The organism is Streptomyces hokutonensis (genome assembly GCF_000376565.1).
In the GTDB taxonomy this organism is placed as follows: domain Bacteria; phylum Actinomycetota; class Actinomycetes; order Streptomycetales; family Streptomycetaceae; genus Streptomyces; species Streptomyces hokutonensis.
In genome coordinates this window covers 156,137-170,166 of sequence record NZ_BARG01000025.1, presented here as the reverse complement: position 1 = coordinate 170,166, position 14,030 = coordinate 156,137, and the positions used below count along the sequence as shown (strand labels likewise).

The 14,030-nt window shown below is 71.1% G+C and carries 11 protein-coding genes; 7 read left to right on the top strand and 4 right to left on the bottom strand.

The features are described 5' to 3' along the window. The first annotated feature begins 271 nt into the window (after positions 1-271). From SSP08S_RS14745 to SSP08S_RS14730, 3 genes are all read left to right on the top strand, one after another. Positions 272-1,858, top strand: a complete 1,587-nt coding sequence (locus SSP08S_RS14745) for a purple acid phosphatase family protein (protein WP_019068382.1) — start codon at positions 272-274, stop codon at positions 1,856-1,858. 706 nt (positions 1,859-2,564) lie between these two features. Continuing rightward, positions 2,565-3,032 carry a DinB family protein gene (locus tag SSP08S_RS14735; protein WP_019068380.1) on the top strand — a complete coding sequence of 156 codons (468 nt, stop codon included), beginning with the start codon at positions 2,565-2,567 and terminating at the stop codon, positions 3,030-3,032. Next, on the top strand, positions 3,029-4,216 hold the full coding sequence (locus SSP08S_RS14730) for a MalY/PatB family protein (protein WP_019068379.1): 1,188 nt from the start codon (positions 3,029-3,031) through the stop codon (positions 4,214-4,216). The genes SSP08S_RS14735 and SSP08S_RS14730 overlap by 4 nt, the downstream gene beginning before the upstream one ends. A 30-nt stretch (positions 4,217-4,246) precedes the next feature. Here the strand turns inward: SSP08S_RS14730 and SSP08S_RS14725 are convergent, their stop codons facing one another. Further along, a complete protein-coding gene (locus SSP08S_RS14725) occupies positions 4,247-4,810 on the bottom strand; it encodes a CGNR zinc finger domain-containing protein (protein ID WP_019068378.1) in 564 nt (187 codons plus the stop codon). Between the two features lie 431 nt (positions 4,811-5,241). On the opposite strand from SSP08S_RS14725, the gene SSP08S_RS14720 reads away from it, so the two are divergent. The 4 genes from SSP08S_RS14720 to SSP08S_RS14705 all read left to right on the top strand — a co-directional run bounded on the left by SSP08S_RS14720 (position 5,242) and on the right by SSP08S_RS14705 (position 10,590). Beyond that, positions 5,242-6,549, top strand: coding sequence for an MFS transporter (locus tag SSP08S_RS14720; RefSeq protein WP_019068377.1), 1,308 nt, complete (start codon positions 5,242-5,244; stop codon positions 6,547-6,549). A gap of 61 nt (positions 6,550-6,610) precedes the next feature. Next, a complete protein-coding gene (locus SSP08S_RS14715) occupies positions 6,611-7,981 on the top strand; it encodes a Fic family protein (RefSeq protein ID WP_019068376.1) in 1,371 nt (456 codons plus the stop codon). Positions 7,982-8,212: 231 nt separating this feature from the next. Further along, on the top strand, positions 8,213-9,505 hold the full coding sequence (locus tag SSP08S_RS14710; RefSeq protein WP_019068375.1) for a cation:proton antiporter: 1,293 nt from the start codon (positions 8,213-8,215) through the stop codon (positions 9,503-9,505). 134 nt (positions 9,506-9,639) lie between these two features. Further along, positions 9,640-10,590 carry an SMI1/KNR4 family protein gene (locus SSP08S_RS14705; RefSeq protein WP_102133344.1) on the top strand — a complete coding sequence of 317 codons (951 nt, stop codon included), beginning with the start codon at positions 9,640-9,642 and terminating at the stop codon, positions 10,588-10,590. Here the strand turns inward: SSP08S_RS14705 and SSP08S_RS14700 are convergent. From SSP08S_RS14700 to SSP08S_RS14690, 3 genes are read right to left on the bottom strand one after another with little or no spacing between them, the layout of a single operon-like run. Continuing rightward, a complete protein-coding gene (locus SSP08S_RS14700; RefSeq protein WP_019068373.1) occupies positions 10,582-12,006 on the bottom strand; it encodes a gamma-aminobutyraldehyde dehydrogenase in 1,425 nt (474 codons plus the stop codon). The two genes, SSP08S_RS14705 and SSP08S_RS14700, sit on opposite strands and share 9 nt — an antisense overlap. A 15-nt stretch (positions 12,007-12,021) precedes the next feature. Further along, on the bottom strand, positions 12,022-12,423 hold the full coding sequence (locus SSP08S_RS14695; protein WP_019068372.1) for a nuclear transport factor 2 family protein: 402 nt from the start codon (positions 12,421-12,423) through the stop codon (positions 12,022-12,024). Between the two features lie 2 nt (positions 12,424-12,425). Then, positions 12,426-13,973 (bottom strand): purine-cytosine permease family protein, encoded by a 1,548-nt coding sequence (locus tag SSP08S_RS14690; RefSeq protein ID WP_019068371.1) that lies wholly within the window; start codon positions 13,971-13,973, stop codon positions 12,426-12,428. Positions 13,974-14,030: the final 57 nt, after the last annotated feature.

The following is a 14,030-nucleotide window of genomic DNA, read 5'->3' as shown; positions in this document are numbered from 1 at the left end:
CTTCACCCGCCACCCGGCCGCCGACAACATCCGAGGCGTAGCGGACAAGCCAAGCAATGCGCCGGACACGACCAGTCCTGGCTCGCGCACGCAGCATCACCCCCTGCCGCTGCCCATCCTGGCCGGCGGCCGCCACTTCACCCGACCGCTCGGGACATCCCAGGCATAGCAAACAAGCCAGGCGATGGGCGGGATATGGCCAGTCCATGGGCAGGCGGCAATCGGTCGTTCAACCGGCGCTGCCAGCGTCGCGCCCATGAACACTCCTCGCATGGGCCTCCCCGACCGGCTCGCCGACACCCTGAGCATGCCCGAGCAACACGAGTACCTCCGCCGCGCCTTCTCCCGGCGCGGTCTGCTGCGCGGTGGCGCGGTCGCCGCCACCGGTGTCGCCCTCGCGGGCGGCGGGGGTGTCGCGGCCGCGGCGACGCCCACGCTGGTGCCGACGTCGACCACGTACACCGTGCACGGTTCGCTGGTGGCGCCGTTCGGCCGGCATCTGGCCTACGGCGCCGATCCCCGGACCCAGATGCGCGTGTCGTGGCAGGTGCCCCTGCCGGTGAGCAAGCCGTTCCTGCGGATCGGCAGAAGTCCCCTCGACCTGAGCCACCGCATACCCGCTGAGGTGCGCGACCTGTTCACACCGGCCGGGATCGGCAAGAGCGCCGACATCGACCAGTACTACGTGCACGCGGCCCTGGACAACCTGAGCCCCGACACGACGTACTACTACGGCGTCGGCCACGACGGCTTCGACCCCGCCGACCCGGGCGCCGCGCACACCATCTACTCCTTCACCACCGCGCCCCGCACACACAGCACCCGGCCGTTCACGTTCACCGCCTTCGGTGACCAGAACCCGAGTTACACCTCGATCGGCCTCAACGCCCTTGTCCAGGCGCAGAGTCCGGCGTTCCACCTCCACGCGGGCGACATCTGCTACGCGGAGGAGACCGGCCACGGGCTGCCCGGCGACGCGGGCAACTACGATGCCCGCCAGTGGGATTCGTTCCTGGCGCAGATCGAGCCGCTCTCCAGCCGGGTGCCGTGGATGGTGGCGTTCGGCAACCACGACATGGAGTCCTGGTACTCCCCCAACGGGTACGGCGGCAACGAGGCCCGATTCACCCTGCCCGGGAACGGTTTTGACGCCACGTCAGCTCCCGGTGTCTACTCCTTCGTCCACGGCAACGTGGGCGTGGTCTCGGTCGACGCCAACGACGTGTCGTACGAGATCCCCGCCAACATCGGCTACACCGGCGGCAGGCAGACCGCCTGGCTCGACAAGCGGCTCGGTGAGCTGCGGGCCCGTACGGACGTCGACTTCGTCGTCGTCTTCCACCACCACTGCGCCTTCTCCACCACCAGCTCGCACGCCTCCGAGGGCGGAGTGCGCGAGCAGTGGGTGCCGCTGTACGAGAAGCACCAGGTGGACCTGGTGGTCAACGGCCACAACCACGTCTACGAGCGCACCGACCCGGTCGTCCAGGACAAGGCCGTACGCGCCCTGCCGATCGGCGGCACCCACGAACCGGCCCATGGCGGCGTGGTGTACGTGACGGCGGGCGCGGGCGGCGAGAGCGTGTACAGCTTCCCGGTGGCCGACAGCTACGAGGGGCACGAGGACGCGATCGACTCGGTGCCGACGTACTGGACGGGCAAGGACGGCAAGGTCACCGAGAACGTCGACTGGTCCCGGGTCCGATACACCGGCTACTCCTTCATCCGCGTCGACGTCGCCCCCGCCACCCCGGGCCGTACGACGACCCTCACGGTCCGGGCACTGGCCGCGACCGGCGCGGAGGTGGACCGGTTCACGGTCTCCCGCAAGGTCAAGAAGGCCGGGCACACCTACTAGCGGGACGTGGAGCGGCGGCCATCGGCGTGTACCGGTGGCCCGCCGTCCGCAGGTGGCGTCTCAACTGGCCCTGGCGAGCGGGGCCTTGGCGTGGCGGCGAGGTTCCAGGGCGGCCGCCACGAGGTAACTGCCGCCGCCCGCGAGGGCGAGCACCCCGTAGCCGGGACGCACTGGTCGACGCCCTGGTCACGGACGCCTACCTCGACATCGCCCACGCCATCGCCGACACGGGCGCCGCCCCGAGCACGCCGGCCGAGCCCAGGGCCTGGCTGCACCGCCTCGCCCTCGCCCACCGGTCCTGGGCGATGCGCCGACCGCACCTCCACCGGCTCATCCCGGGCGCGCCGCTCTCGGGCCACACCGCCACGCCGGGCACGTCCGGTGGAGCTCGCGCCGCGCTCGGCCCCTTCCTCGGCGCCGAGCCGGGCGCTACCGCGGCACCCCTTGTCGAGGAGATGACCGCGTGGGCCGACCGCGGGGCCATGGGCATCGCGCCGAAGGCTTCCGCCTCTGAACGAGCGCATAAGTCACCAGTCAATGCGGTGAGCACCTCTCACGTTCCCGCACATCGACGTCCACCCACCCCACCCCCGCCTGCACACATCTCGCAGCAGTCACCTCATTGACAGGTGACACGGCCGTACATCACGCTGGCGACGTCACCACACAGAGCGGTGACATGGCCCACCGATGAGGAATCCCTGCCGTGCACGATCAGAACGAGTACCTGTACTTCCTGCGGCGCGCCCTCGACGGCATGCTCGGCGTGCTGGAGGAGTTGGGCGACGGCCTGGGGAACACCCGCCCGCCGCTGCCCGGCGCGAACTCCGTCTACGCGATCGCGTACCACTGTGTGGCGGTCGCCGACTACTGGACCGGTCACGTCGTCGCGGGGCGCGAGGTCGGCCGTGACCGCGCCGCCGAGTTCACGGCCACGGGTCGCCTGGGTGACCTGCGCAGGCAAGTCGACGCGCTGTACGAGCAGTTGGCGGCCGACCTCGCTCCGGTCACTCCCGCGTCGGTGCCGCGCAACACACCGCCCGCCGACTTCGAGGGACCGGACCGCCCGCTGAGCGTGGCGGGTGTGCAACTGCACGTCCTCGAAGAACTCGCCCAGCACCACGGCCAGATACAGATCACCCGCGATCTGCTGAAGCAGGGAGCTTCCTCATGAGCACGGAGACTCTTCGGCTGCTGCCCGGCTTCGACGACCTGGACCGGGACCGGCTGCGCGCCCGCTCCAGTGTGAAGTGGCACCGACCGGCGCCGGACGTACTGCCCGCCTGGGTCGCCGACATGGACTTCCCGGTTCCACCGGCCGTGACCGACGCACTGCGCGCCGCCGTCGAGCGGCGCGACCTCGGCTACCCGGACTGGCCCGACGGCAGCCCGCTGCGCACCGCCTTCGCCCGCCGGATGGCCGACCGCTACGGCTGGCCGGCGCACGCGGACCGGGTACGCGAGCAGACCGACCTGATCCAGTGCCTCCAGCTCGTCCTCCACCTGGCGACGGCCCCGGGCGACGCGGTCGCGATCCAGACCCCCAACTACCCGCCGTTCCTTGCCACGTTGACGACCATGGGACGCGTCGCCGTGCCTGTCCCGATGGAGGACACGGACGAGGGGTGGCGCATGGACTTCGCCGCCCTGGACGCCGCCGTCAAACGGTCGGGCTGCAAGGTCCTGGTGCTGGTGAACCCGCACAATCCGACGGGCCGGGTCCTGACCCGCGCCGAGCTGGAGGAGACCGCCGCCATCGCCCGGCGGCACGACCTGCTGGTCGTCAGCGACGAGATCCACGCCGAACTGGTCCACGCCCCGCACCGGCACATCCCGTTCGCGAGCCTCTCCCCCGACGCGGCCCGCAGGACCGTGACGCTGACGTCCGCGACCAAGTCGTTCAACCTCGCCGCGATCCGCTGCGCCGTCACGCACTACGGCCCGGACCGGCTCCTCGCGCTGCGCGACGCCCAACCCCCGGACCTGTACGGCACGGTGTCCCCGCTCGGTGTGGTCGCGACCGAGGCCGCGTGGCGGGACGGCGACGCATGGCAGCGCGACCTGCTGACCGTCCTGGACCGCAACCGCCGCCGGGTGCGGCAGGCGCTGCGCACCCGACTGCCGCACCTGCGCCACCACTTGCCGGAGGCGACCTACCTGGCCTGGATCGACGCCCGCCCGCTGCGGCTCGAACAACCGCCCGTGGAACGGGTCTTGGAGAGCGGTGGAGTACTGCTCGACGGCGGCAGCCCTTTCGGACCCGGAGCCGACGGCTTCCTACGGCTCAACTTCGCCACGTCCCACGGCGTGTTGGAGGACATCCTGACCGGCCTCACCCGCGCCCTCGCACTCGACTGACGCGCCGCACGAGAACGACCGCGCACCGGGTCAGACCCCGGACCGCTCCTTCTTCCGCTGCCGGTAGCTGGCGGCCTTGTGCCTGTTGCCGCACTCCGCCATCCCGCACCAGCGCCGGGCGCCGGAGCGGGACAGGTCCACGAACAGGCGCGTGCACTCGTCGTTGGCGCACTCCTTCATCCGCGAGAACTGGGGCGAGCCCACCAGGTCCACGGCGTCCCGGCCGACCGCGCCGAGCACCTCGTCCACGCCACCGGTGCGCAACACCCGCCCCGACCCGTCGAGTTGATGCCTGGGCGTCGGAAGCCGAGCCGCTTCGTTCACCTCCGCGCGAGCTTCCTCGACGGCACTGTCCGGGCTGTCGCCCAACGGCCAGTTGCGGACCAGCGTGTAGGCGGCCTCGCGCAGCCGACGGACCCGCTCCAGCGCCCGGGAGTCCACGACACCGGGATCGTCCACGAGTCCCGCCGCGCCGATCCAGCGCCGCAAGTCGTCCGGAGAGCCCAGCAGTTCGGTACGGAGACTGCGGCGCCACAGCCTGGTCCCCGCCAGGTCGAGACACAGCCGGCCGCTCACAAACACGAACTCATCCACGTGTCCATATTGACAGGTGACATCACCACTGTCCAGGGCCAGAAAGCAGGACGTCTTCCCAGCTCACAGACCCGTACGCCTAGATTTCATCACCTCATTGACAGGTGCTCCCGCTCCGGATTCCCCCAGGCCCGCGGAGCCACGAAATCACGAACACGACGGCTTCCCTTTCGGTCCCTGGGCCACGAATCTGCGGACACTTCCGATATCGGCATCGGGAATGCCGCGAATCCCTTGCCCAGAACATGCGGAGATGTGCGCACGGGATATGCCGAACCCCTGAGCTGCGATATATTTCACGCCTCAACTGCCGTTGCTGGTAGGCGTTTTACCCTGTCCCCCGCCCTCCGCGAATTCCTTTCGCCGTAGGTGGGGGCCGCCCGTTTCCCCCTCCGTGATACGCCTCACCGAAAGCCCTCCGCTCCGTGGCCATGACCCTGCACGAGGACCGGCCGCCCGCCGGTCGCCATGCAGCCGTTCCGTCCGGCAGTCTCTTTCGACGGATCTACGCACCCCGCACCAGTGACGCCCTGGCGTTCTCGATGTCGACGTACGCCATGCCGCTCCTCGTCCTGACGATCACCCGGTCCCCGTCACTCACGGGCCTGGCGTTCGCGCTGGAGTGGACGCCCCGGATCGCCGCGTTCGTGCTGGCCGGCAATGTGGTGGACCGGCGCGGCGCGGCCATCGTCTGTTTCCTGGCCTCGCTGCTGCGGGCCCTGGTGCTGGCCGGGGCGGCGGTCACGCTGGCCGTGCTCCCGCGCGGTACGGCCGAGACGGTGACCGTGCTGGTGCTGGCCGCGGTGACCGGCACGCTCACCCAGTTCAGCTTCGTCGCCAATGAGGCGGTGGGCGCGATCGTCACCCGGCGGGCCCAACACCGGCCGCACGGAGTGCAGTCGGTCCTCATCGGCATCGACCAGACCGCCATGCTGGTCGGCCCCCTGCTCGCGGGCTTCCTGCTGCTGGTGGGGCCGGGCTGGATGCTCGGGTGTCTGACCGCGCTGTCCCTGCTGGCCGCCGTGCTCGGTCTGCAGACCCCGCCGACCCCCCTGCGTTCCGCGCGGCCGGACGGCGAGCGGACTCCGGGAGGTCTGCGGACCGGGCTGCGCATGCTGCGCAGACTGCCCGCGCTGCGCTGGCTGGTGGCGGGTCTGGCCTGCTCCAATCTCGCGCTCGGTCTGCTCCAGTCGGCCAGCCCCGTGATCGTGGTGGAGAACTTCGGGCGCTCCTCCGCCGACGTCGGCACCCTGTGGTCCGCCGCCGCGGCGGCGACCCTGCTGGCGGTCACCTGCTGTCGGCTGGCGCTGAGCCGGCTCGACCTGTGGGGCGTGGGGGTGGTGTGCGCGACCTTCGCGTCGGCGGCCTGCCTGGCTCTCCCTCAGGCCCCGTCCTACGCCGCCTACACCGTCCTCGTCGCGCTGTTCATGGCGGGCGACGGCGGCCTCACCGTCGTACTGCGCACCCTGCGCTCCCTGGTCATCCCGGCCACGGCCTTCGGCACCACGCTCTCCCTGACCATGCTGCTCCTGCTGCTGCCGTTCCCGGTGGCCGGCATCCTCGTCGCCCTCACCCCGCCGGCCCACCTCGGCACGGCCGTCCTGTGCTGCGCCGCCGTACAGGCCGTCGCCCTGGCCATCACCTTCGTACGGCTGCGCAACGAACCCACCCTGCGCGCGACCGCCGACCGGCCGCCGCGGGCCGCCCTCCCCAACGAGCCGTCGGCGACGCCGCGTTGACGGGCCGCGCCCGGCGGTAATTCGGTTGAACGCGCGCCGGGCGGATGTGCAGGCTTGCGCGATGCCGACCGACCTGAACCCGAGGGACCTGAGCTGGGACGAGGTGGACCCGGCCCGTCATCCCTTCGACAGCGGGTCCGCGGCGCGGGTGGTCCGCTCCCTCGGACCGGCCCGCCGGGTACCGGCCCGCCCGGACCTCCCCTACGGCGATCCCGCCCTGCGCGACTGGAACTGGACCGTGGCCAGGCCCTGGGCCGACGCCATGTCGCACGCCCTCGCCGAGCACTACGGCCGCTGGGCCGTGGGCTGGCGGTGGGCGCACGACGAGGGCGACTTCGACGGCGGGCCGGTCGGGAGCTGGTGCTGCCCTTCGCACTCGGTGGACACCCCGGAGGCGACCCTGGACCGGGTGGTCGCCGGGCTGTGCGAGTGGCGGAACTGGCTTGAGCAGCTGGCGGGTTGGTTCGAGGCATATCCGCTGGACCTGTCCGCATTGGCGGACCAGCGGATCCTGTGGGAGTCCACCGCCCGGAACCTGATCCTGCACGTGACCGACCGCACCGGCGCCGGCAGCGGCTGGTACGGGCACTGCGATCAGGTCCTCACCTGGTTCCTCGCCGGCCGGCACGTCGACCCCGAGGCGGCCCAGCGGCTGGTCACGCAGGCCGTCGGCGGACGGTTCCAGAGCTGGACCGCACCCGACCGGGTCCTGCTCGACGACATAGCGGAACGGATCGCGGAATCCCTGCGGCCCGAGGACGTCGTAGGGCCACCCGCCCCCCTGCCCGACCATCTGCGGAGCTGGCTCGCGGTGCGTGCGGCCACGGCGTGGGAGGACGTGCCGGACGGCGGTGGGGACGAGCCGGTGGTCCCGTCGCGGGACGGTGCCGCGGAGAGCGTACGTACCTTCGACAGCGCCGTGGACACCGCGCGCGGGGAGGGACTGCTCGCCGCTCTGGAACTGGTGCGGGCCGACGCGGAGCGCGGTGCCGCGCTCGACTTCGAGCTGCTGCGCGGCTGGCAGCGGCACGTCCTCGGCACACCGCGACCCCCGTCGTTCCGCACCCTGCCCGCCTTCGCCAAGGGCGGCCGGGAGCGCTACGGCATCGGCCCCGACACCCGTCGACTCCTCGACGCCTGCCTGGCCGAGAGCGCGCGGGACGACGAACGACCCCTTCCGCTGACGGCGCGTGCCGCCCGCGCCTGTCTCGACGTGTGCTTCTTCCATCCCTTCGACGACGGCAACGCCCGCTCCGCCTTCCTCGCCCTGGTCTTCGTCCTCGCCCGCGAGGGCGTCGCGCTGGACGCGGTCTCCTTGATCCGCCGCTTCAGCGTGGCGGCCGACGATCCGAAGAGCGGGCTGATCATGGCCCGGTCCGTCGACTGCCATCTCAGGGAGACGCGGAGCCGCGCCCGCGAACAATCGCACTGACCCAATCGGCGACCACTTCCCTATGCCGGTCCGGGAATTGCACAGGGTTTTCGAGGAGGAAGAGCGAGGTGTCGCTCACGAAATCCGCAATCTACGGATTCAGCACTAACGCAGTACCGATGTCGTAGGAGGACTGGCGCCGTCGCTTCGGTCCGAGGTGGCACGATTTCGTCCGGGCCAAACGAGGACGCCCGCGTCGCGCCACCCCCGGCACAAGGAGTCCATCGCGCCATGACCTCCTCCCAAGCATCCGCCTTACTGGCCGGCCTCGCCGTCGTCATCGTCGCGGCAGCCGTGTTCGGCGCCCTCGCGCGCAGACTCGGCCAGCCCCCGGTCGTCGGCGAGATCCTGGCCGGCATCCTGCTCGGCCCGACCCTCTTCGACGGCGCCGTTTCGCACGCGCTGCTGCCGACCGACATCCGGCCGTTCCTGACCGCGCTCGCCGATGTCGGGGTCGCCGTCTTCATGTTCCTGGTGGGCCTGGAGTTCGACCGCGGCATGGTGCGCGGCACGGGCCGTATCGCCGCCTCCGTCTCGCTGGCCTCACTGCTGCTCCCGTGCGGCCTGGGCATGGCACTCGGCACGTACCTCCTGCACGACCATCCCAGCCCCAACCATCCGGGCTTCGTCCTCTTCATGGGCGCCGCCATGTCCATCACCGCGTTCCCGGTGCTGGCCCGGATCCTCACCGACCGGAACCTGGACCACACCCCGCTGGGCGCACTGGCGCTGTGCTGCGCCGCCCTCGCCGACGTACTGGCCTGGTCGCTGCTGGCCGTGGTGGTGGCCATCGTCGCACCGGGCGGCAACCCCGAACGGGCGCTGCTGTTCCTGCCGTATCTGCTGCTGATGTTCTACCCCGTACGGTGGCTGCTGGGGCGGCTGTTGAAGCGGCCGGGGGTGGTCGCGCAGCCGACCGCGGTGCTGCTGGCCACGGCGTTCGCCGGGCTGTTGGTGTCGGGGGCCGCCACCGAGTGGATGGGGCTGCACTTCATCTTCGGGGCGTTCCTGTTCGGGGCGGTCGTCCCGCGCTCGGGATCGGAGCGGCTCCGGGCCGATCTGAGCGAACGGGTCGGGCTGGTGAACAACGTGCTGCTGCTCCCGGTGTTCTTCCTGGTCGCCGGTCTCCAGGTGGACCTGTCCCGGCTCGGCTGGTCCGACCTCGGACAGTTGGCGCTGATCCTGCTGGTGGCGGTGGGCGGCAAGCTCGCCGGCGCGTACGCGGGCGCCTACGCCAACGGGTTGGACCGGCGCATCTCCTCTGCCCTGGCCGTCCTGATGAACACCCGAGGTCTCACCGAACTCATCATCCTGAGCGTCGGCCGCCAACTCGGCATCCTGGACGAGCGGTTGTACTCGCTGATGGTGGTCATGGCGGTACTGACCACCGCCATGACGGGCCCGCTCCTCCAGGCGATCTACCCCCGCGCCCTCGCACTGCGGGCGACCCCGCAGGACATGACCCGCAGACGCCGGGAGCCGGTCACCGTGGGCGACGCCAGCGCCGGAGCGGACCGCCCGTAGCGCCCGCACCGCACGGTCGGTGGCCAACGGCCGCGCGTTCCGCGTGAGTTGGGCGGAGCGCGCGGCCCTGGTGTCGTGGGCGACCTAGGGTGTGGGGCGCATCGCTCTTCCCCGACCGCAAGGAGCCCCAGGCCGTGGACGTCGAGATACCCGCGCTCGTACGGGACGCCGCCGCCCGGTTCGGGGCCGGTGCTCCCTACGCGCTGAAAGCCGTGGCGGGGCAGCTCGCCGACGACCCGGAGATGGGGGTGCCCTCGCAACTGCCCGGCATCCGTACGGTGTTGGTCGACGGCGAGCTGTTCGAGGACTGTCCCGCACTGGCCGTCGGCTACCTCCACGAGCCCGACCGGATCGAGATCCGGTACGTCGCCCTGGCCCCTGCCGCCGAGCCAGACGACGCGCAAGAGGCGGAGCAGGAACGGGAGTTGCCCGTCCATCCCGATGTCACCGCGGTCACCGTGCGGGAGGTCGCGGATGCCTGGCGCCGGATCACGCACTGGCTCCGGGACAACGCGCCCGACTCCTACGCGGCGCTCCGCACCGGCGCCGACCTGGCCGCCGTAGCCGCGCTGGAGAGCGAGCTCGGGGTGCGGATACCGGTCGAGTTGACCGTCCTGTGGCTGCTGAGCGCGGGCGACGACGGGTCCGACGGGCGGGGCTGTCTGCCGGGCAACCGGGCGCTGCTGCCCCTGGACGCGGTGGCCGCCGTATACCGGCTGAAGACGGAGGCACAGGCCCACCTGGACACGGCGAACGCCGGTCGTCCCGAGGGGGAGCGGATCACCGTGTGGCGGCCCGGCTGGATTCCGGTCGCCGCGGACAGTCCCGCCGACCGTGTCTCGGGGCTCTACCTGGATACGGAGACCGGTTTCCTCGGGCGGTGGTCGCGCTACGACGACCACACCGACGACGAGCGCGACACGCTGGTGACCTACCTGGAGGAGACCGCCGACGCGCTCGAAGCCCCGGCGCTCGCACCCCGCGACGAGCCCGGGCTGATCGGCGGGACGCTGGTGTGGCGCAGCGCCATCGACCCTGCGCGGGAAGCCCGTTGGCAGCGCCTCGCCACGCTCAGGTCAGAGTGATGTCATGACGTGCTTGATCCGGGTGTAGTCCTCGAAGCCGTAGGCCGAAAGGTCCTTGCCGTAGCCGGACTTCTTGAAGCCGCCGTGCGGCATCTCGGCGACGAGTGCCATGTGGGTGTTGATCCAGACGCAGCCGAAGTCGAGGTTCTTCGACATCCGCATGGCCCGCGCGTGGTCCTGGGTCCACACCGAGGAGGCCAGCGCGTAGTCGACGCCGTTGGCGTAGCGGACGGCCTCGGCCTCGTCGGTGAAGGACTGGACGGTCATGACCGGGCCGAAGACCTCGTTCTGGACGATCTCGTCGTCCTGGCGGAGGCCGGAGACGACGGTCGGGGCGTAGAAGTAGCCCTTGTCGCCGACCCGGTGGCCGCCCGTCTCGATCCGGGCGTGTTCGGGGAGGCGCTCGACGAAGCCGCTGACCTGGGCGAGCTGGCCCGCGTTGTTGAGGGGGCCGTAGAGCACGTCCTCGTCGTCCGGCAGGCCCGTCTTCGTCTCCGCCGCCGCCTTGGCGAGCGCGGCCACGAACTCGTCGTGGACCGACTCGTGGACCAGGACCCGGGTCGCGGCCGTACAGTCCTGGCCCGCGTTGAAGAAGCCGCCGACGACCAGGTCCTCGACCGCCTTGTCCAGGTCGGCGTCCTCGAAGACCACGGCCGGGGCCTTGCCGCCGAGTTCCAGGTGGACGCGCTTGACGTCCTTCGCCGCGGACTCGGCGACCTGGATGCCGGCGCGTACGGAGCCGGTGATGGAGGCCATCGCGGGGGTGGGGTGTTCGACCATCAGCCGGCCGGTGTCGCGGTCGCCGCAGACCACGTTGAAGACGCCCTTGGGAACGATCGAGCCGATGATCTCGGCCAGCAGGACGGTGGAGGCGGGGGTGGTGTCCGAGGGCTTGAGAACCACCGTGTTGCCGGCGGCCAGCGCGGGCGCGAACTTCCACACGGCCATCAGCAGCGGGTAGTTCCAGGGCGCGACCTGTGCGCACACACCGACGGGCTCGCGCCGGATGATCGAGGTCATGCCCTCCATGTACTCGCCGGCGCTCCGCCCCTCCAGCATCCGCGCCGCGCCCGCGAAGAAGCGGATCTGGTCGATGGCGGGGGCGAGTTCCTCGCTGCGGGTAAGGTGCAGCGGCTTGCCGGTGTCGCGGCTCTCGACGGCGACCAGTTCGTCGGCCCGCGCCTCCATCGCGTCGGCGATCTTCAACAGCGCGCGCTGCCGTACGGACGGGGTGGTGTCGCGCCAGCCGGGGAACGCGGCAGCGGCGGCGGCCATCGCCGCGTCGACGTCGGCCGCGCCGGAGAGCAGGGAGCTCGCGTAGACGTCACCGGTGGTGGGGTCCACGACATCGAGGGTGCGGCCGTCGGAGGCGTCCGAGAACGCACCGTCGATGTAGTTCCGGAAGGTGGTGCTCATGGACGTCTCTCCTGGTCAGGCGGCGCTGCGGGCGGACAGATGCTCGTGTACGGCGACCCAGCCGCCGCCGTCGCCGCGGGCGAAGACGATGGTCTCCCGCTCCTGGACGGTCTCCTCGCCCGAGTCGGTGGCGATCCGGGTCTCCACGTCGTGGCTGAAGACGGCGGTGTCTCCGAAGGACTGGATCAGCTGGGCGGAGGAGGTGCAGCCGAGGACGCGGAAGCCGTCCTCGTCCACCCACCGCTGCCACAGCGCGCGGTATTCGGCGGTGGAGCCGAGCCGTTGCGGGGTGGTGTGGAAGACGAAACTCGCGTCCGGGGCGAAGGCGCCGAAGTAGTCGTCGAGGCGGCCCTCGGCGAAGGCGGCGACGAGCGCGTCGGCGGCGGCCCGGACTTCCTGGACGGTGGTGGTGCTCATGCTCAGCTCCTTGCGAAAGGGGTGACGGCGGGCTCGGTCACGGTCTCGTCGGTGCCGCCCGTGATCGGCGGCACGGGAGCGTCCGAGGCCCGGACGAAGCGGGGACCGGCCGGTCCGTACACCTCGCGCGGCTCCGGGAACACGGTGAGCAGGGCCAGGTAGAGGACGACCGCGAGGGCGAGGCCGACCGGCAGTGAGATGTCGGTGCCGCCCGCGAGGTCGCCGAGCGGGCCGACGAACTGGCCGGGGAGGTTGGTGAAGAGGAGGGCCACGACGGCGGAGACCAGCCAGGTGGACATGCCGCGCCAGTTCCAGCCGTGCGTGAACCAGTAACGGCCGCCGCGCTGACGGCGGTTGAAGACCTGGAGCGCGTCCGGGTCGTACCAGCCGCGCCGGGTGACGTAGCCGAGGGTCATGACGATCATCCAGGGCGCGGTGCAGGTGATGATCAGCGTGGCGAAGGTGGAGATGGACTGCGTGAGGTTCAGCGCGAAGCGGCCGACGAAGATGAACGCGATCGACAGGGCGCCGATGAAGAAGGTGGCCTGGACGCGGCTGAAGCGCGTGAAGACGCTGGAGAAGTCGAGGCCCGTGCCGTAGAGGGACGTCGTGCCGGTGGAGAGGCCGCCGATCAGGGCGATCAGGCAGAGCGGCAGGAAGTACCAGCCGGGCGAGATGGCGAGGAGTCCGCCGACGTAGTTCGGGGCGGCCGGGTCGACGTACTTGGCGGCCTTCGAGGCGATGATCGACGCGGTGGCCAGGCCGAAGAGGAACGGCAGCAGGGTGGCGAGCTGGGCGAGGAACGCGGCCCCCATCACCCGGCGGCGCGGGGCCCCGGCCGGGATGTAGCGGGACCAGTCGCCGAGGAACGCGCCGAACGAGACGGGGTTGGAGAGCACGATCAGGGCGGCGCCGATGAACGACGGCCAGAACAGCGGGTCGGCGGTGGAGGCGAAGGTGCCCGCGTAGCCGGGGTCGAAGTCGCCGGCGAAGGCGAAGGCGCCGAGCACGAAGAGGGCCGACGCGGCCAGCACGGCGATCTTGTTGACCAGCAGCATGAACTTGAAGCCGTAGACGCAGACGGCCAGGACCAGCCCGGCGAAGACGGCGTACGCGATGCCGTAGCTGACGTCCGACTCGGGAACGTCGACGAGACGGTGCGCGCCGCCGACGAGCGCGTCACCCGAGGACCACACGGAGATCGAGAAGAACGCGACGGCGGTGAGCAGCGACAGGAAGGAGCCGACGACCCGGCCGTGCACGCCCAGGTGGGCGGAGGAGGAGACGGCGTTGTTCGTGCCGTTGGTGGGGCCGAACAGGGCCATCGGCGCCAGCAGCAGCGCACCGGCGACCAGGCCGAGGACGGTCGCGGCGAGGCCCTGCCAGAAGGAGAGGCCGAAGAGGATCGGGAAGGCGCCCAGCACACAGGTGGCGAAGGTGTTGGCGCCGCCGAAGGCGAGCCGGAACAGGTCGATCGGGCGGGCCGTGCGGTCCTCGTCCGGGATCCGTTCGACGCCGTAGGTCTCGATTTCGGTGATCGAGGTCGTCACTGGCGCTCCACCTTCCGTTCATGCGGGGGGCCGGTTCCACAGTCTGTGGCCCGCGCA

Excerpts from the sequence above, each read along its gene's own strand:
- SSP08S_RS14745 (WP_019068382.1), top strand. The coding sequence starts at position 272 with ATGGGCCTCCCCGACCGGCTCGCCGACACCCTGAGCATGCCCGAGCAA.
- SSP08S_RS14730 (WP_019068379.1), top strand. The coding sequence starts at position 3,029 with ATGAGCACGGAGACTCTTCGGCTGCTGCCCGGCTTCGACGACCTGGAC.
- SSP08S_RS14720 (WP_019068377.1), top strand. The coding sequence starts at position 5,242 with ATGACCCTGCACGAGGACCGGCCGCCCGCCGGTCGCCATGCAGCCGTT.
- SSP08S_RS14715 (WP_019068376.1), top strand. The coding sequence starts at position 6,611 with ATGCCGACCGACCTGAACCCGAGGGACCTGAGCTGGGACGAGGTGGAC.
- SSP08S_RS14710 (WP_019068375.1), top strand. The coding sequence starts at position 8,213 with ATGACCTCCTCCCAAGCATCCGCCTTACTGGCCGGCCTCGCCGTCGTC.
- SSP08S_RS14700 (WP_019068373.1), bottom strand. The coding sequence starts at position 12,006 with ATGAGCACCACCTTCCGGAACTACATCGACGGTGCGTTCTCGGACGCC.
- SSP08S_RS14695 (WP_019068372.1), bottom strand. The coding sequence starts at position 12,423 with ATGAGCACCACCACCGTCCAGGAAGTCCGGGCCGCCGCCGACGCGCTC.